This is a genomic window from Paenibacillus campinasensis, assembly GCF_002272015.1.
Lineage (GTDB): Bacteria > Bacillota > Bacilli > Paenibacillales > Paenibacillaceae > Paenibacillus_AQ > Paenibacillus_AQ campinasensis.
In genome coordinates this window covers 68,053-85,732 of sequence record NZ_NPBY01000036.1, presented here as the reverse complement: position 1 = coordinate 85,732, position 17,680 = coordinate 68,053, and the positions used below count along the sequence as shown (strand labels likewise).

The window sequence follows — 17,680 nt, the reverse complement described above, 5'->3', positions numbered from 1 at the left end:
TAATTTGCTATGAATTTGGCTGCTCTATATGCCAGCCCGGTCCCGCCGTTACCTTACAATCAGTTGCGGACGATTACGGTGTGAACGGCCGAGCTTTGCGCTCCCTTGTCATCAGTCACGGTCAAGCGAACGGTGTAGGTTCCCGCAGATTTGTATTTATGCTTGACTTGGGCTTTGGCAGCGGTGCTTCCATCGCCAAAGTTCCAGTGATAGCTGACGATGCGGCCGTCCTGATCATAGGAGGAGCGGGCGTCAAAATTGATGTTCTGGTTTCTCCGCGCTGTGCTAGGAGCGTTGATCAAAGCAACAGGCTCCAGATTTGCCGGAGGGATTGGAGGCTCGGGTTCAGGCTCCGGTTCCTCACCGCTGTTGCCGGCCGCTACATACAGACGTCCCGGCGCTTGCGTCTCGGCAACATTGCCGTAGCCATCCTGCACGCGGATGACGATCACGCCGCCTTCAAGCACGAGCGAGGCTGGCGTTGTATAAGTTCCTTCATAATGCCCCGGGGCCACCTCTTGAAGCGGTATTTCCCCGCGCGACTGGCTGCTTAGCTCAAACGGCAGCTGGATGCTGAAGGATGCCGCAAGCCCAGGCACGCTGTCGAAGGACACCGTTAACGTCTCTCCGCCTGCGATGTGAACATCCTCAGCCGGCGAAACGTTGAGGATTTCCGGCAGCGAAGTGTTGACATAGACGGAGCGAGTGACCGTCGTTTCATTCCGGGCAAGGTCGGTTGCTGTAACGGTAATGATATTCTCGCCTTCATCGACCAGCAAGCGATGGTTAAAGGCGCCGCTCTCGTCAAGCTGCACAGGCTGACCGTTGATGAACAGCGTGTCCAGGAAATCATCCAGTGCGCTGCCGATGATGCGTACAACTTCGGCGTTAATCTGGCTTCCATTCTCCGGAGAGAGAATGCTGAGCTCCGGCGGCGTTTGGTCGAGTGTTACAACTACAGGGAGCGAGCGGTCGGTAGCTCTTCCGTTGACAACAATTTCGGCTGTCAGGGTATTGGCTCCCGGGTACAGCTCAACATCCAGGGTGAACTGCCCGTTCTCGTCCACCGTTGTCGAACCTGCGGGCTCATCATCATTGTAGATCTGAATCTCCGCTCCGGTGGCTGGAGAAGTTCCTGTCACGGCAATGACAGACTGATTCGTATAGGCGTTCGCTTCAGGCGATGTGATGACAGGTGCATTCACCGGATAGCGCACGATGGCGCGGATCATGTAATTGCCCTCTTCTGCAGGGGAGGCGGACCACGCACCGCTTACCCGCTGCCAGCTGCGCCCGGCATTCGGGCCATTCTCGTCCGTTGCCAGGCCCGGTGCGTTCGGATTGGCAGCCGTTTGGATATACACGATATAGAAATCGCCTTCTGCCGTTACAGGCTCAGGGAATTCCACTACTGTCCATTGATCATTGCGAAGGGCGGTGCCGTCAAATGGTCCAGCGAGCAGGCGTCCCGGGGCACCACCAGCTCCGGAAGCGTCATATACCGCGTATTGGAATGCCGTTCCGCCCGGCGTCGGCCATTCCGTATTCCAGAAGCGGAAGGAGGCGCCGGTAACTTGCGCCACATCTGACTCTGGCGTCATACGGACAGCCCAAGCATTATTAGCGGCGTTAAAGGCTCTTGCATTTTCAGCGGTTCCATCATCATATGCAATCTCTCCAGGGAATCCGATAAACGGCTTTAGTTCAATTGCAACTTCGGCAACGCCATTACCCGGAACGGTAACCTCTACCGTTGTGCTGTAGTAATCGGCTGCCTTGACGGACAGCGTGTAGCTTCCCTCCAGCGCTTCGAGGGTGAAGCTGCCGCTCTCATCGGTGCGAGCCGGGCTTACCGCCGGATCTTCCACCAGAAGAACGGCAGCATCGGCAACCGGTTCTCCGGTGCGCTCGTCGATGACAACACCCTGGATTCGACCCTGCGGGATCGCCTCCAGATTAAAGTTGGCTCTGACATCTCTGCCATCCGCAATCGTGATCGATTGCGTCTGCGGATAATAGCCGTACGCCTCCGCTTTTAATGTGTAGTCACCTGCAACATGTGTGAAGCTGTATCGTCCGGTAGCCGGGTCGGTTTTCACCGAGCGTCCTGTTTCGATCACGGTGACCGTGGCATAGGCCGGCAGGCTTTGCGGCACGATCTCGCCGGTTTTCACAGCGGGCTGCGGCGCAGACGATTGTGCCTGGTTGAACTCGTATTTGTCGGTGCTGGTCACTTTATACCAGGAGTTATCGTAGACCGGCTTTTCTTTGTCCCGGGACAGTTCCAGAACGTCGTTCTTGGTTGCTGTCTCCGGCTCAACCGCCAAGATCCGGAAATCGTCGATGTACCAGCCTGGTCGAACCACACTGTTGTCGGACGTCAGTCTGAAGCGGAATTGCGCCTCATGGCCGATCAGCGGCTCCAGATTGTAGAATACCGGGGCCCACTGTCTGCCGTTCGTGTTGTGGGAGAAGCGGCCCAGCTCCGTCCAGGTGTTGCCGCCATCCTTGGAGGCTTCCACATAACCGAAATCATAACCGCCTTCGATTTCATACCAGTGATTAAAGGTCAACGCAGCTTGAGATACCTCTGTCAGGTCAATCACAGGCGAAACCAGCGAATAGTTGGATCCGTTCTCGTAATTGCTGTCCAGATCCGTGGCCCATACATTCGGAGGCGAGGCCGCCTGGCCTGGTCCGGAGGTCGGAACGCCGCGTTCCCACTCATCATTCGTTCCGGAGTGAGTCCAGCCGTTGTCGCTGTCTCCGTCAAAGGTATCGATGAAGATATCTTCCGGGACGTTCACGGACACCGATACTTCATTGGACTTGGCGCTCTCATTGCCGCTGAAATCGACCGCTGCAACCGCATAGTAATAAGTGGAGCCGGATGCGGTTGTTGTATCCGTATAGGAGGTGGCCGATGCGGAGCCGATCGCCTCATAATCTGCGCCGGATGTGGTTGAGCGGTACACGGTGAAGGAGCTCAAATCCTCATCTTCGGGCGCGGTCCAGGACAGGATCACATTGCCGACGATGTCCGTCTCGGCGGTGAGGTTGGCGGGTGCGCCCGGTGCAACATCATCCAGAGGCTGGACGGAGAAGTCATCGATATACCAGCCGTCTCTTTGCACGGAGCCGTCGCTCGTCTGAACGAACTGGACGAACACGCGCTGACCGCCATAGGAGGTCAGGTCCAAATATTGCAGGCGCCAGTTTCTATCGCTTCCGGTAAAGCTGAACGCTTCTTCAAAGACGAAGTCGCTATCCTCGGAAGCGATATACACCTTGCCGAAATCATAATTGTTCTCGAAATCGTACCAGTGCCTGAAGGAGAGGATCGCGCCTTCAGGACTGTCCGTCAGATCAATCGGGGGAGCCAGCAAAAAGGCGTTGGCATTCGCCTGATAGCTTCCTGCCAGATTGGTCGCAAACAGCTTGTCCCCGGAGTACGCGCTGCCCGGACCGCTTGTTGGTGCCCCCCAGGCCCAGGTATTGCCTGTTCCCCCGGTGGTGAAGCCGAGGTCGCTTTCCTCAAAATCCTGGATGTAGCCAGGCTTCACGCCATTCGATACGGCAACCTTGTACACCTTGCTTTCATAGCCGTTGTTGCCGTAGTCGTTCACTCGAATATAGTACTCCAGCCCTTGCGGCTCGACCAGAAAAGCAGGAATGACGGTCGTATAAGTGCCGGCCTTGCTATCCCCGGCGATGCGCTGCATCGGCAGGTACAAATAGTTATCCGTTCCGGTTGTCTTGGCAAAGGCTTCAACCGAGACCACGCCGACATTGTCTGAGACGTAAGCGGTCAATGGGACATCGATCCCGGTGAAGGCGGAGTTGACCGGCGTATGCTCCAGCACAGGCTCCTCCAAATCGTCGCCAGCCGTCACCACTCTGCCGGATACGGTTCCGATCCCTTCGAGAACAGAGCCGACCGCATCCAGTGCATTGATGATGCCGTGTCCGTAACCGTTATTCGGGGATGTCGGATACTGGCTGTCCGTGCGCGGGGTGGCCGTTTCGGTCATAATCTGTTCCAGCTGATCCACGGTAAGCGAGTGGTTGGCCTGGAGCAGCAACGCTGCCAGCGCAGTCGTATGCGGACCGGCCATCGAGGTCCCGTTCCAGCCGCCCTCATAGCCGCCGCCAGGAACTGCGGAGCGAATGTTGACGCCCGGCGCGGATACCTCCGGCTTAATCTCGCCATAAGGAGACGGGCCGCGAAGGGAGAAGGAAGCGAGATTGCCGTTAATGTCTGTTGCACCGGTAGCAAAGCTTTCCGGATAGTTGGCCGGATTGGCTACCGATCCGGGTCCGCCCGGGTTCGTCAGCGTGGTGTTGCCCGCAGAGAATTCCGGGAATATCTGGGCGTCTCGCCACGCTTGCACCATCGGCCGGAACCATTCATCAAGCCCGGGTCCGCCGCCCCAGGAGTTGTTCACCACATCTGGCGCAAGCTCCGGATGCAGATTGCCCTGAGCATCGACAGGAGCGAGCAGCCACTGGGCACCGTCCAGAATGATGGCATCGGTCGTCGAAGGATTGAAGATCCGGACTGCAATCCACGTTGCTCCAGGAGCAACCCCGATGATATTGTCACCGTTCGCTTCAGAGCCGACCATCGTTCCCATCGTGTGCGTCCCGTGACCATCGGTATCGGCAGGGAGTGAAGCGCGGCTGTGCGGGTCATACCAGCTCAGCTCCGGATTGACTATGTTGCCGGAGGCATCCCGTCCACGCCATTTCCGGGCCAAAGCCGGATGATTGTGGTCCACGCCGGTGTCCAGATTGGCCACCACGATGCCTGTTCCGTCAATCCCGCGCTCCCACACTGCAGGGGCGTTAATATAATCGATATTCCATTCCACATTGCTGTTATTGAGTGCGGATTCCGCTGCAGGCTCCTTCGGTTCAACGGCCGTCTGGGCGCCGCTGCCGTTCGCCGGTCTGCCAGCAGCAGGTGCCTGGGCAGCGGCCTCTGCGTCCTTGCTGGCTTTCGGATCATCCTTAGCGCTATTCTGCTTGTGGTCCGGCGCCTGAACGGATTTGTCAATCACCGTTTCCTGAAGGAAGCGTTCTTCATTCGGCAGGATTTTCTCCACCTCAGGCTGCAGGGCCAGATTCTCCATCACCTCTTTGGTGCTGGTAACCGCAAGCGCATTGACGATGAAGAAGCTTTTATATTCTTTGACCTTGCCGCGGTCAATTTCTTGTTCAAGATACTGTTCCAGGGCGTACTGGGTTCGGGAGGCGGTCTCCCTAAGCGAGCTTACAACGGAGGTTCTGACCGACAGCTTGGCGGCGGCCGGCGTCATTTTCTCCACGGCTGCTTTCTCGATCGCTTGTTTGGAGACGCGAGTGGTGTCCACCTGTTCCTTCATTTTTACAAGATATGTGACATATTCATTGTCCTTAAACTGCTGGTTCAGTTTGGCGTTCACTTTGGCGGTCGAAATCTCGGCCAGGCCGGATTTCATGTCGATCTTCTGCGATGCGGGATTTTCAGCAGAAACCGGATGTACCATCGTAAATGCAAGGAGAAGCGACAGGCCCATCGTTAGGGGCTTACGAAATCTACCAACTTTAAACACTAGTATCCCACTCCTTTTACCCGGTTTTTTGAGTAGTAATCATCGAAAATTCCCTATCCAACAACGAAAACAGGAAGCGGCCGCGATTCGCGGGTACAACACGCCCTAGACTTGATAGATTTGATCATCACCCCCTTTACAGGATCGTGAATTTATTGATGGATGCGGGTCTTGGAGCTTATAGCACAGGGATTATAGCCGTACAGAGGAGAGAGACATTCAGACCGTAAGACTGTTTGGTTGATGCATTCTGAGGAAATCAGCAGGCTTCGTCATTGCAGAATCGGCAGAAGGTATAGGATAACGGAGCCATGAAGGATGTTTACATAAACAGACATGGATGAGTGAATCCGGTTGATAGATTTACAAAATGTTATATTAAATTACATATAATATGAAAAATGTTATCTAACAGTAAATTTATGGTATAGTATAAATTCATCAAATGAGATGCACAAGCTATTTTTTTAGAAATTTTTAGAAATATTACCTTTATAATGTCTTGTTCGTTCTAATGACCTTTGGCGAAGAAAACAAGATATTCGTGTTTGTGAAGAGTTTGGTGAGAGATTCGGACAGATGTACCAGGCTTTATAACTAGTTGAGTTTCGTATGTTACATGAAAAAAATGAGAGAGTACCACAATGGTCCGGTTGATGTTGAATTTTAGCGGGAGGAGGGGGCTAGTGCGCATGGATATAACAGAGCTGCCCGGATGTCCGGGCAGCTTCTGAAGACGGGATTGGATTCAGCTCTTGATCGCGCCAGCCGCAATGTCGGAGATAAACTGCTTGCTGACGAACAGGAAGAGGACAATGAGGGGGATTACCGCCAGCAGCGTTCCGGCAATCACCATCGCATAATCGGTCGTATAGATGCCGTTCAAGGAAGCCAGCGCTACCTGAAGCGTAAATTTGCTCTCGTCATTGAGAATAATGAGCGGCCACAGATAGTCGTTCCAGACGCCGATGAAGGTGAAGGCGGCCAGGAACGACAAGGCGGGACGAAGAATCGGCAGCGCTACGTTCCAATACAGACGGAAGAACCCGCAGCCGTCGATTTTGCCGGCATCCAGCAGCTCCGAAGGAATGGACTCCTGGGCGTACTGCCGGATCCAGAATATGCCGAAAGCGTTTACCATTCCGGGGATGATGAGCGCTTTAAAGGTCCCCACCCATCCGAATGTCGCCATAATAACAAAGGACGGAACGAGAGAGAGCTGGGCCGGAGCCATCATGGTCGCAAGCAGGACGATGAACAGCCATTTTCTTCCCGGGAAATCAAATTTGGCAAACGTAAACCCGGCCAGAGAATCAAAGAACAGCACAAGAATGGTGCAAGCGGATGCAACAAACAACGTGTTCAGGAAGGCTCCAAAAAAATCGATGCTGGCCATCACGCGCGATATGTTGTCAAACAGATGCGGTCCGAACCACAGCTTGGGCGGATAGCTGTAAATATCCGAGGTCGTCCGCGTAGCCATCACCACAAGCCAGTAGAAGGGGAATATGGACAGCAGCAGTCCGATCGTAAGCCCGAGGTAGAGCACAAACGATTTTCGAGTGAACATAAGCTTCACCTCCGTAAAATCAATGGTTGGACGAATTCCCCTGCACCATTCTCCAGTTCAGGATGGAGAAAAGGGCAATCAGAATGAACATCCCCCAGCCAACGGCAGCGCCGTAACCGAAATAGTTGTTCACAAACGCTTCGCGGTACAAATACAGCACGATCGTAAGACCGCCGCCGCTCACACCGCCGTCATTGCCAACCAGCACCTGCGGTTCCGTGAAAATCTGCATGCCGCCGATCGTCGATGTAATGACGGTGAACAGTATGATCGGCCGCAGACAAGGAATGGTGATTCGGAAGAACGCCTGCAGGCCCGAGGCGCCATCGATTTTGGCCGCTTCGTACAGGACGGACGGAATGCTCTGCAAGCCCGCCAGATAGATGATGGCGTTATAGCCGACCCATCGCCAGATGATCATGACCGAAATTGCCAGCTGGATGCCCCACGTTTTGTTCAGCCATTCCACTGACTCGAGTCCGACCAGAGACAGCACGTAATTGAGCAGTCCATAGTTATTGGAGAATACCGTTCCGAACACGATCGCAACCGCAACGAGCGAGGTCACGTTCGGCAGGAAGTATCCGATCCGGAAGAACGTCCGAAACCGCATGAACGAGGCATGCAGCAGGAATGCGATGATCAAGGCAAAAAACAGCATCGGAATCGTGGAATAGATCCAGATCAGCAGCGTATTGGAGACGGCGCGCCAAAATTCCGGATCGGTAAGCATAAACTGATAGTTCTTCAGCCCGTTGAAGGACATTTCCGAAATGCCGTCCCATTTTTGAAAAGAAAGAAACATGGAGAATCCAATCGGGAACAGGCCGAATATCGCAAACAAAATATAGAATGGCGAGATGGCCAAATATTCCTTGCGATGCTTCCAGATGGTACTCATCAGCCGCCGATTGTTCCGTGAATTCGTGGCCTCCGCTTGATGCGGCGGCATCGGGGATGGCTCGACAGGTCGATTCATGGGCAGTCACCTCCAGGGGATTCAAGGTTGATACCATACTTGCATTGAAGCCTCAAATGCATATTCCATGCCTTGACTCGGCTTAGCGGAGAAGCTCTTTCTTTACCCGGTTAAGCGCATCCTCCCAGGCTTTCTCGCTGTTCTTGCCTTGCAGGGCGACCATGGATAGCTCCCGGGTCACAATGCCGTTAATGTTCGCATACTTGGCTCCAAAGTAGGCTGGCTTCACATTGCGAGCTGATTCGGTAAATATTTCGCCGGTCGCCTGGCCTCCAAAAAAGGGTTCTTCCACATGCATGGACTCGGCTTCCAGCGCGGCTTTGGCCGACGGAAACAGGTTGATATTGTTGAAGGTCTGGATCTGATTGTCCGGGCTTTGAATCCACTTGATGACCTCAAAGGCTTCCTGCGGATACTCGCTCGACTTCATAATTGCCAGGAACGAGCCGCCATTGTTGCCGTCTCCGCCCGGCGCTCTGGCCACCTTCCAGTTGCCGGTCGTGTCCGGTGCGGCTTGCTGGAGAATCTCCTTCATCCAGACCGCGCCGACAAACGAAGCGATGCGGCCATTGTTGATCGCAGCGTTCCACTCGGAGGAGGAGGTGTTGGCGTTGGCCAGCAGCCCCAGCTCCGAGGCCTTCACGGCCAGGTCCCATGCGGAGCGCATGGAGGAGGCAGAGCTCTCTCCGATAAACTCTTCATCCCGGTCAAAATAAATCGTCTCGGATTGGGCGTTAATCTGGTTGTAAATGTTGCTGATGTTGTCGGTCAGTTTGACCGAGCCGCCGAAATGCTGCTGCAGCTGCACGCCAGCCTCAAAATAATCTTCCCAGGTGGACAGCATACGGTGCACTTCTTCCGGGTCAGACGGCAGACCGGCCTGCTCGAACAGATCGGCCCGGTAATACAAAGCGGTTGGCCCGGTATCGATCGGCAAAGCGATCATGGTGCCTTCGGGCGTGACGCCCAGCTGCCACTTCCAATCGAGAAAATCATCTTCAATCTCGGCGGCCCCAAGCTCATACAGATCGTAGAAGCGGTCGGAGCTGGCGAACAGCTCGGTAACCCAATCGTTAAATGCAACGATATCCGGGCCTCCGGAGCCGGCAGCCAACGTTGTTTTCAGCTTCGATTTGAAATCGCCGCCGATTTTCTGGGCATCGATCCGAATGCCTGGAAACTGCTGTTCTACCGCCTTGAGCAGCCCGTCATCGAGGCTTCGATTCCAGTACCACAGTGTAAGCGTTTTCGTTTTTTCGTTGGACGAGCTTCCGGTGCAGCCGGCAAGCACCAGAATGACTGCACATAACCACAAGCCGATCATCCGGTATTTCCTCACGTTTCATCAGCCTCCCATCCTTTTTGGCTCAGGTACTAATTAATATTATTCATGGATGTCTTTCATGTGAGTAAAAATTATACAGGCATTCGATAGGGAGCCCGTACGCTTGCGGCCTGGAATAATATCCGGCAGGCAGGACAAAATATGACAGAATGATCGAATAAAATCTGTAATCGTATCGGGAGGATAACATGACAACAGCACGCGAGATTATGACGGACAACGTGAGAGTATGCCGGCCGGAGGATTCGATTGTATCGGCAGCCCAAATTATGCGGGATGTGAACTGTGGTTCGGTGCCGGTGTGTGAAGGCAAACGAGTGGTAGGCATGATTACAGACAGGGATATTGTCATTAACTGTGTCGCTGACGGAAAAGACGTCAATGCAGAAACATGCAGCAGCTTTATGACAACCGATGTCATTACGAGCACGCCGGATACGGATGTTCACGAATTGTCCCGGATGATGGCTGAGCACCAAATTCGCCGTATTCCCATCGTTGAGAATGGTGAACTGGTGGGCATGGCTGCCATCGGCGACCTGGCCAGAGTGAACATTTTTGTAAACGAAGCCGGCGATGCCTTGAGTGAAATTTCCGAGCGGACGACGCATTAAGTCTCGGTCATCATGTGGGGGAGTCCGGAAGCGGCTCCCTGCCTAACAGTGACTGCAGCCAATACCTGTCCTCGTTCAGAGCACAAATGGATGATGACGCATCTCATAGGACCTAGCGGTGGGTTTCCCGCTAGGTTTTCTTATGCCTGCGAGGAGATATCGGCGCTTTCGCAACGGATCGGGTTGATAAAAAGCCATAATGAATTAAAATGATACAGCGCGAATGTCACGGCTACTGCGTGGCCGCTTGTTATTTTGGCAATGTTGGCGTAGTGTAAAATGGAAACGCATTGTTGATGGGAGGCGGAGCATCAATGGACAGAATAGCCATCATCTCTGACATACACGGCAATATTCCGGCGCTTTCGGCCGTGCTGGACGATATTCGCAGCCGAGGCGTGGATGTGATTTATTGCCTGGGCGATCTGATCGGGAAAGGGCCGGATGGGGATATCGCGGTCGATATGATCCAAGCGAACTGCGAACGGATAGTGAGAGGGAACTGGGATGATTTTATCGTGCGTAAGACAGAGGAGGAGGCGCTTCGGTGGCATCAGCGCAAGCTGGGCCAGAAGCGGCTGGATACGCTGGCCAAGCTGCCTTTTTGCATTGAATTTTATATGAGCGGAAAATGGGTTCGGCTGTTCCATGCCTCGCCGAGAAGCGTCTATGAGCGGGTGCAGCCGTGGGATGAGCTGGAGAAGCGGCTGTCGTTATTCGAAGGCTCGGCTTGCTGTTTGTCAGACCGTGAAGCGGATGTTGCCGGTTATGGGGATGTTCACAATGCCTATCTCCAGCATCTGGATGGCAAGACGCTGTTTAATACCGGCAGTGTGGGGAATCCGCTGGACATGCCGCAGGCTTCCTACGTCATTCTGGAAGGCCGTTACGACAGCAGAACCTCCGCTGCACTCAGCATGCAATGGGTCCGGGTGCCGTATGATATTGAGCGGGCGGTGCAGGATGCCGTCTCGTCCGGGATGCCGTTCCTGGACAATTATATTGAGGAATTGCGGACGGGGCGTTACCGCAGCCGGTCCTAGCGGCTCGCCGAATAATATAAACGTCTCACAGTGCTCAGCCCTGAAGCTGCCATCTGTGAGACGTATGATTCGTTGAAGTTTGCTTTAGGATTGTTGATTGCCGGAAGTGCGGTTCTCCGTCGATTGCTGCTGGAATGCTTCGGCAACCTCTTCCTCGGAAATATGGGTTTCATTCTCTCCGGGAATCGGCATTTTGTTTAATTGGGTCGTTTGAACTTCCGCTTTCGTCGGCTGGTTGTTGTTTTCTGTGCTCATCTGGACACCTCCTTTGAATCACAAGCTACGTTTTATTTTGCCAAATATGACATAATATTATACTTTCGAGCTGGATTAAACCGATGGACGGCGCATGGCATGTCCACATGATTTGGTCAAACTAGCAGAGCATCTGCTATGATGAAAGAAACGATTATCAGGGAATGAGGAGAATGAACAACGATGAAAAAGCTGCTGATTTCAGGTTTTGAACCTTTTGGAGGAAGTTCCATCAATCCGACGGAAAGGCTCATTCGGGACATCGTGAACGAGACGATCCCGGGTGCGGAGATTCATACGGTGCTGCTTCCCGTTCATTATGATGAGTGCGCAGAGCTGCTGATCCGGGAGACGGAGCGGGTGCAGCCGGATGCAGTGATCGCAACCGGGGTGGCAGGAGGGAGAACGGCTGTAACGCCTGAGCGGATTGCTGTAAATGTGAAGGATATACCGCAAGAAGCATCCCTAACGGACAACAAAGGCGCCAAGCCGCAGGACGAGCCCATCGTGCCGGGGGGGCCTGATGGCCTGTTCTCGTCCCTGCCCGTTCGTGCGATGGTCAATCAGCTGAAGGAGCAGGGTATACCGGCTTCTGTCTCCAACACCGCCGGCACCTATATTTGCAATAATACGATGTATTCGCTGCTGTATCATATTCAGTCACATGCCTTGCCGGTAATTGGCGGCTTCGTCCACTTCCCGGCTTCAACGGAGATGGCCGTAGACAAACCGTCACTGCCGACACTGTCGCATGACACGATGCTCGCAGCGCTTCGGGTTATTATCGAGACAACGATGGCAGAGCTCGAGTCCAGCCAGGGAGCCGGTCCTGATCTGACCTGATCGGCTGCCGCCTATTCAGATCCCGTTATTCGTCCCGCCTTGGAACAACAAGGCAGGCGATAGCGGGATTTTATATGATTGGCACGTAAAAAATCCCCTTGAAGAATCGCCGGACATCCGGCCATCTCAAGGGGATAGGGAACTCATCACTTCGATTGAATCAAAATGGCGTTGCTGATCTGCCGGCCTGGCGTGGTCAAATATGAGCCGTTGTAGTACAGGCCGCTGGAGGCGCCGCCATCGAGATTCATCGCCTGGTAAGCTCCGGCTTGCTTCATGATTTCAGCCAGCTGCGGAATGGTCGCGCCGCTGGTGGTAAGCAGAATAAGCTTGTGGTCTTTCGTGATGCCGATGGCACTGCGCGCGCCGCCGCCGCTAAGAATTTTCGGATCCTTGAAGCCTTCGTTGCGCACATCAAGAGAGATCTTTCCGTCAGTCAGAAGCCGCGGACCGGCTTGAATGGCGCCCTCAATCCGACCTTCCTCAAAGCGGTCCTTGAATGTCAGTCCAGGCACAATGGTCGCGAGGTTGTTGCGGTCATAGATGAAGATGCTCCGGTTATCTCCCGGGGCTGTCTTCAGAATGCTGCCGCCGCTTGCGATATAGCCGTACGGCGCTTTGAAGGCGCCGGTTGTATAAGCATCAAAGTAAGTGCCGTTGATGGCCGCCAGCGCACCGCTGCGTTTGGCGATGCTGCGAAGATCTTCAACGGCGCCCACCTTGTTATGGGCTAAGGCAACGTCCAGTTTGATTTTGGGATGCAGCAGGGAAACGGTAACGACCTGGGTATTGAACGATCTGGAGCCGACCCGGAACGTTTTTTTGCTGTGAACAACGGGCTTGGCACCGGCGTTAATGAATGAGCCGGACAATACAGGCAGCACTTTGGTTTCTCCCTGGCTTGTAATGGCAAGGGAAGAGCTGCTTTTGTCCCAGGACAGCCGCATGCCAAGATAACGGCTGATCGGCTGCAGCGGCACATAGGCGGAGCTGCCCTCGATGAAAGGAGCTGCCGGAATTTGTGTTTTGCTGCCATTGATTAACGCGGTTTTCTGTCCAAGAAAGAAGGTGAGTTTGGTTCCCTCTCTCGTAACCTCGATCTTTTTCTCCGCAGCCTGATAATTAACTTTAACCCCTTCAATCTCCTTCAACAGTCCTACAGGAATAAACGATTGGCTGTTCTGGTTAACATACGCCATCATTTTGGGCGTCTGACTTGCTGTCGCCGGTGTGGTCCAAGCGAGCAGCAGCAATGCTGCTGACAGCATGATCGCTGTAATTCTTCTACTCATCTCTGGTGTTCATTTCCTTTCAATGTAAACTTTAGCCTCTGCACATTCCTTTTATATCGGCTTTCCGAGATGGTTAGTTTAGGCAAAAATCAGGTTGACTTTTAACTTCATGTCTTGTATGGTTAATTACATGAGTAACTAACAAATGTGGTAATGGGTAACTCGAACGACGAAAGGGTGAGAAGATGGCATTCCAGATTGATGACAGCCGCCCTATTTTTATGCAAATTGCCGACAAAATCGAGGATGACATCATAGAAGAGCGACTGCCTGAGGAAACGCAGGTTCCGTCCACGAACCAGTTTGCGGCCTTTTATCAGATCAATCCGGCTACTGCCGCCAAGGGGGTAAATCTGTTGGTAGATCAGGGGATTTTGTATAAGAAAAGGGGGATTGGCATGTTTGTAGCGACGGGTGCGCGCGAGAAGCTGATTGAGAAGCGGAAGCAGGAGTTTTACGAGCACTATGTGGTCACGACGGTGAAGGAAGCGGCGAAACTTGGAATTACGACTGAACAATTAACAGACATGATTCGCAGAGGGGGAAGCGGACAATGAGTCAAGCGGTGGTCGAGGTTCGGCAGTTGTGCAAGTCTTATACGGATGTCACAGCAGTGAATGATGTGAGCTTCCGGATGGAAGAGAATAGAATATATGGGTTCCTTGGCCGAAACGGCGTGGGGAAAACAACGATCATGCACATGATTACTGCACAGTTATTCCCGACGAGCGGGGAAGTGAAGGTGTTTGGGCAGAGCCCGTACGAGAACGAGGCGGTCCTGCGGAACATCTGTTTTATTAAAGAAGGGCAGCGGTATCCGGATTACTTTACAGTCAAAGATGTACTGGATGTGGCATCCACGATATTCCCGAACTGGGATGCAGCGTATGCCAACGAGCTGATGGAGGAATTTCGCCTGCCACGGAAGCGGATTGTGAAGAAACTGTCCCGAGGGATGCTATCCTCGGTCGGAATTGTGGTCGGGCTTGCCAGCCGGGCGCCGCTTACGATTTTTGACGAGCCGTATCTTGGCCTGGATGCCGTTGCAAGAGAAATGTTCTATGATCATCTGATTGAAGATTACACCCGTTATCCGCGCACGGTGGTATTGTCCACGCATCTGATTGACGAGGTTAGCCGCCTGCTGGAGCACGTCATTGTGATCGACCAGGGGAGAGTCATTCTTGATGCAGAGAGTGAGGAGCTGCGTGGATGCGCCTGCACGGTGGTCGGTCCTGCGGACAAGGTGGAGGCTTTTGTTCAGGGCAAAAAGGTCATTCGACGTGAGCCGTTCGCTTCCATGATCTCGGCGACGGTGATGGGAGAGACAGGGGGCGCCATTCAGCAGGAGGCCGAGCAAGCGGGCCTGAAGACTTCGGCTGTGTCCCTTCAAGATCTCATTGTCAGTTTAACCAGAGTTGAAAAGGCGGTGAACCGGGGATGAACCAGGTAAACAGAGTCATTCATATTCACATGAAACAGAAATTAGGCTGGTTCTACCTGCCGTGGGCAATTATGATGTTCAGTTTTATCGTCAATCTGTTGATCGGTTTCATAGTCAATGGGGAGAAGTTCTATACTGGCGGGCTCGCCACGATGTTTATTTACATGTTTGTCGGTGCACTTATAGGGGTTGTGCAACTGTTTCCATTTTCGTTAGGCTTCAGCATTCGACGAACCGACTTTTATACCGGCACGGTGATCCTTATAATCGGGATCAGCATATTTACCGCTATTCTGCTGCTGCTTCTGTCTTCGCTTGAGAACTGGACCAATGGCTGGGGGGAACGCATGCATTTCTTCCATCTGCCTTACTTGAATGATGGATCGATCCTGGCTCAATTTACCGTGTTTGCCATTCTGCTGATTACGTTCGCGATGCTGGGAATGCTGATAGGCAGCTTCTATCTCCGCTACCGGGGGCTGAAAACCTTTATATTCCTGGCAGGGATTTTCATCCTGCTGTCGGCAGCCGGCGTGATTGTCACAGCCTTTGACGGGTGGATGCCGGTGTTCGAGTGGTTTATCGGCAAGACTGCGTTTGAGCTGTCGCTATGGTGTCTGCCAGGGGCGCTGCTGATGGCGATCGGCTCACTCTTCATGCTTCGCAAGTCCACGGTGTAATCCGGGGAGCTTGTCCCAACAACAGAATCGAAAGATAGAGAAAGGACGAATCCTAAAGCTCAGGCCGAGCGGGATTCGTCCTTTCTGTCGATCAAGAAATGTTATGACGGTTCGTTATGGTGGTCCTGGTCAGCGTTGTCTTGGACCCGGGTCCGGTTCCGTTCGGCCTTTATCCCGCCCAGTGTCATGCCCTCGGGAAGGCTGATCCACGGGTGCTTCGACACCCCGATGCGCTGGGAAGTGTATATTCCCGAGTGGCCGGAGCACAGGTAGCTGATGATGCAGGCCATGAACATGTAGACGGCGCCGTCAGCGCCGAACAGTTCAACGCCCATAATAAAGCAGGCGATCGGTGTGTTCGTTGCTCCGCTGAATACCGCAATGAAGCCAAGCGCGGCCAGAAATGGGGCGGCCAAGCCAATCCAGCTTGAGAGGGAGCTGCCAAGCGTAGCCCCGATGGCAAACAGCGGGGTCACCTCACCGCCTTGGAAGCCTGCCCCGAGCGTCAGGGATGTGAACAGCATTTTGCCGAGCGAATCAAGGGGAGTGGCTTCGCCGGAAAACGCCCTTTCGATCAGGGGGAGCCCCAGCCCGAGATAATCGCGGGTTCCGACCAGATAGACAAGTCCGATGATGATCACGCCGCCTGCTGCGCTTCGCAGCATCGGATTGCTGAATAGGTAGCTGAATCCCTTCTTCAAGGCATGTGTCAGCTCGCTGAACATTCTGCTGGCCAGACCGAACAGCATGGAGACAAGCAGCACCTTCAGGAAGACAAGCGGTTCGAATGCGGGAACGCTGCCCATCGGGTAGTGGACATGGATTACGCCCCAGAGCGATTCCGCCGTGAAATGTCCGATCAGGCTGGATATAAAGGCTGGCAGCAGCGCCTGGTGGGAGATCATCCCGATCGCCAGCACCTCCAGGCCGAACAGGGTACCGGCAAGCGGGGTTCCGAATATGGAGCCGAAGCCGCCGCTGATGCCGCAGATCAGCAGTATTTTACGGTCAAGCTTGCTCACGCGGAATCGCTTGCCGAGCCATTCGGTCAAGCTGCCGCCCATCTGTACCGCAGTGCCTTCCCGGCCGGCCGAACCGCCGAAGAGGTGCGTGACCAGCGTCCCGACTAGCACCAGCGGAGCCATGCGCAGCGGAATGGATTCTTGCCCCCCGTGAATCTGTTCAATGATCAGATTGTTGCCCTTGGCACTGTTCAGACCATATTTGTTGTACATGTAGCTGACGGCCGCTCCGCCGAGTGGCAGCAGAAACAGCAGCCAGGGGCTGCCGAGGCGCAGCTCGGTCACATATTCGAGGCTGTACAGAAACAGCGCCGATGCGCTCCCGGTCAACAGCCCGGCAAAGCTTCCCAGCACCAGCCACTTGATCCATGTGCCAACGACGGAGGTGAACAGCCGCCCTCCAGAATGGTTATGATTTGTTGTGGTCACTAATTTTCACCTGTTTCATATATCAAATCTTACCGGAGGCAGCTATGTGTTGACCTCTCTACTCCGCGATCTTCCCGTTGTCCTGAGACTTTAATTCCTCGGTGAAAACATTATCCTCCAACATGGTGAGTTTGTCACCATAAACTCTGTCGATATGATTCTCTCCCCAAGCGCACAAGGCGTCCAGAATTCCCTGAAGACTCCATCCGTATTCACTAAGCTCATACTCCACTTTGGGAGGAACCTGGTTATGAATGATGCGGTTGATGACCCCATCCTGCTCCAGTTCCCGCAGCTGCTGTGTCAGCATTTTCTGGGTGATTTGCGGCATCAGCCGCTTCAGTTCACTGGTCCGTTTCCGGCCGCGTGTCAAATAACATAGAATGACGCACTTCCATTTGCCACCGATCACGTCCAGGGCGGCTTCGACGCCGATGTTGTATTTTCTCGTCTGCATGCGGTTTCCTCCATTCTTTATAGGCACTAAAAAGTATCTACGATACTTCAAGGTAACTATGTTACAAAAAAGTACGTTCTTCACACTTCGCACCGTTGGTACCATAATAACAT

Annotated in this window: 14 protein-coding genes; 6 read left to right on the top strand and 8 right to left on the bottom strand. The window is 53.7% G+C overall.

Going from position 1 to position 17,680, the window contains the following annotated elements:
• Positions 1-59: 59 nt before the first annotated feature.
• From CHH67_RS11920 to CHH67_RS11905, 4 genes are all read right to left on the bottom strand, one after another.
• Positions 60-5,594 (bottom strand): S8 family serine peptidase, encoded by a 5,535-nt coding sequence (locus CHH67_RS11920; RefSeq protein WP_095265408.1) that lies wholly within the window; start codon positions 5,592-5,594, stop codon positions 60-62.
• A gap of 748 nt (positions 5,595-6,342) precedes the next feature.
• Complete coding sequence (locus CHH67_RS11915; protein ID WP_095265407.1) at positions 6,343-7,164, bottom strand: carbohydrate ABC transporter permease; 822 nt, start codon at positions 7,162-7,164, stop codon at positions 6,343-6,345.
• Between the two features lie 19 nt (positions 7,165-7,183).
• Positions 7,184-8,116, bottom strand: coding sequence for a carbohydrate ABC transporter permease (locus CHH67_RS11910; RefSeq protein ID WP_176475438.1), 933 nt, complete (start codon positions 8,114-8,116; stop codon positions 7,184-7,186).
• A 109-nt stretch (positions 8,117-8,225) separates the two neighbouring features.
• Entirely contained in the window at positions 8,226-9,482 is a 1,257-nt protein-coding gene (locus CHH67_RS11905) for an ABC transporter substrate-binding protein (protein ID WP_244908171.1), read from the bottom strand.
• A 194-nt stretch (positions 9,483-9,676) separates the two neighbouring features.
• Here CHH67_RS11905 and CHH67_RS11900 point away from each other — a divergent pair, with 194 nt between their 5' ends.
• Complete coding sequence (locus CHH67_RS11900) at positions 9,677-10,102, top strand: CBS domain-containing protein (protein ID WP_095265404.1); 426 nt, start codon at positions 9,677-9,679, stop codon at positions 10,100-10,102.
• 314 nt (positions 10,103-10,416) lie between these two features.
• Complete coding sequence (locus CHH67_RS11895) at positions 10,417-11,145, top strand: metallophosphoesterase family protein (protein WP_095265403.1); 729 nt, start codon at positions 10,417-10,419, stop codon at positions 11,143-11,145.
• Positions 11,146-11,229: 84 nt separating this feature from the next.
• Here the strand turns inward: CHH67_RS11895 and CHH67_RS26195 are convergent, their stop codons facing one another.
• On the bottom strand, positions 11,230-11,400 hold the full coding sequence (locus tag CHH67_RS26195) for a hypothetical protein (RefSeq protein ID WP_176475434.1): 171 nt from the start codon (positions 11,398-11,400) through the stop codon (positions 11,230-11,232).
• A 183-nt stretch (positions 11,401-11,583) separates the two neighbouring features.
• On the opposite strand from CHH67_RS26195, the gene pcp reads away from it, so the two are divergent.
• Entirely contained in the window at positions 11,584-12,243 is a 660-nt protein-coding gene (gene pcp / locus CHH67_RS11890; protein WP_095265402.1) for a pyroglutamyl-peptidase I, read from the top strand.
• A 146-nt stretch (positions 12,244-12,389) separates the two neighbouring features.
• Here the strand turns inward: pcp and CHH67_RS11885 are convergent, their stop codons facing one another.
• Positions 12,390-13,535, bottom strand: a complete 1,146-nt coding sequence (locus CHH67_RS11885) for a phosphodiester glycosidase family protein (RefSeq protein WP_095265401.1) — start codon at positions 13,533-13,535, stop codon at positions 12,390-12,392.
• A gap of 185 nt (positions 13,536-13,720) precedes the next feature.
• Between CHH67_RS11885 and CHH67_RS11880 the strand changes: the two genes are divergently transcribed.
• Genes CHH67_RS11880 through CHH67_RS11870 form a run of 3 tightly spaced genes read left to right on the top strand, consistent with a single transcriptional unit; the run spans position 13,721 to position 15,659 of the window.
• Complete coding sequence (locus tag CHH67_RS11880) at positions 13,721-14,092, top strand: GntR family transcriptional regulator (RefSeq protein WP_095265400.1); 372 nt, start codon at positions 13,721-13,723, stop codon at positions 14,090-14,092.
• On the top strand, positions 14,089-14,979 hold the full coding sequence (locus CHH67_RS11875; protein ID WP_095265399.1) for an ABC transporter ATP-binding protein: 891 nt from the start codon (positions 14,089-14,091) through the stop codon (positions 14,977-14,979). Before CHH67_RS11880 ends, CHH67_RS11875 begins: the two co-directional genes overlap by 4 nt.
• A gap of 29 nt (positions 14,980-15,008) precedes the next feature.
• Entirely contained in the window at positions 15,009-15,659 is a 651-nt protein-coding gene (locus tag CHH67_RS11870; RefSeq protein ID WP_244908170.1) for a hypothetical protein, read from the top strand.
• A gap of 101 nt (positions 15,660-15,760) precedes the next feature.
• Here the strand turns inward: CHH67_RS11870 and CHH67_RS11865 are convergent, their stop codons facing one another.
• Entirely contained in the window at positions 15,761-17,110 is a 1,350-nt protein-coding gene (locus tag CHH67_RS11865) for a voltage-gated chloride channel family protein (protein WP_095265397.1), read from the bottom strand.
• Between the two features lie 58 nt (positions 17,111-17,168).
• Entirely contained in the window at positions 17,169-17,567 is a 399-nt protein-coding gene (locus tag CHH67_RS11860; protein ID WP_095265396.1) for a winged helix-turn-helix transcriptional regulator, read from the bottom strand.
• Positions 17,568-17,680: the final 113 nt, after the last annotated feature.

Coding starts and splice junctions, on each gene's coding strand:
- CHH67_RS11915 (WP_095265407.1), bottom strand. CDS start 7,164: ATGTTCACTCGAAAATCGTTTGTGCTCTACCTCGGGCTTACGATCGGA.
- CHH67_RS11900 (WP_095265404.1), top strand. CDS start 9,677: ATGACAACAGCACGCGAGATTATGACGGACAACGTGAGAGTATGCCGG.
- CHH67_RS11885 (WP_095265401.1), bottom strand. CDS start 13,535: ATGAGTAGAAGAATTACAGCGATCATGCTGTCAGCAGCATTGCTGCTG.
- CHH67_RS11870 (WP_244908170.1), top strand. CDS start 15,009: ATGAAACAGAAATTAGGCTGGTTCTACCTGCCGTGGGCAATTATGATG.
- CHH67_RS26195 (WP_176475434.1), bottom strand. CDS start 11,400: ATGAGCACAGAAAACAACAACCAGCCGACGAAAGCGGAAGTTCAAACG.
- CHH67_RS11880 (WP_095265400.1), top strand. CDS start 13,721: ATGGCATTCCAGATTGATGACAGCCGCCCTATTTTTATGCAAATTGCC.
- pcp (WP_095265402.1), top strand. CDS start 11,584: ATGAAAAAGCTGCTGATTTCAGGTTTTGAACCTTTTGGAGGAAGTTCC.
- CHH67_RS11910 (WP_176475438.1), bottom strand. CDS start 8,116: ATGCCGCCGCATCAAGCGGAGGCCACGAATTCACGGAACAATCGGCGG.
- CHH67_RS11860 (WP_095265396.1), bottom strand. CDS start 17,567: ATGCAGACGAGAAAATACAACATCGGCGTCGAAGCCGCCCTGGACGTG.
- CHH67_RS11875 (WP_095265399.1), top strand. CDS start 14,089: ATGAGTCAAGCGGTGGTCGAGGTTCGGCAGTTGTGCAAGTCTTATACG.
- CHH67_RS11895 (WP_095265403.1), top strand. CDS start 10,417: ATGGACAGAATAGCCATCATCTCTGACATACACGGCAATATTCCGGCG.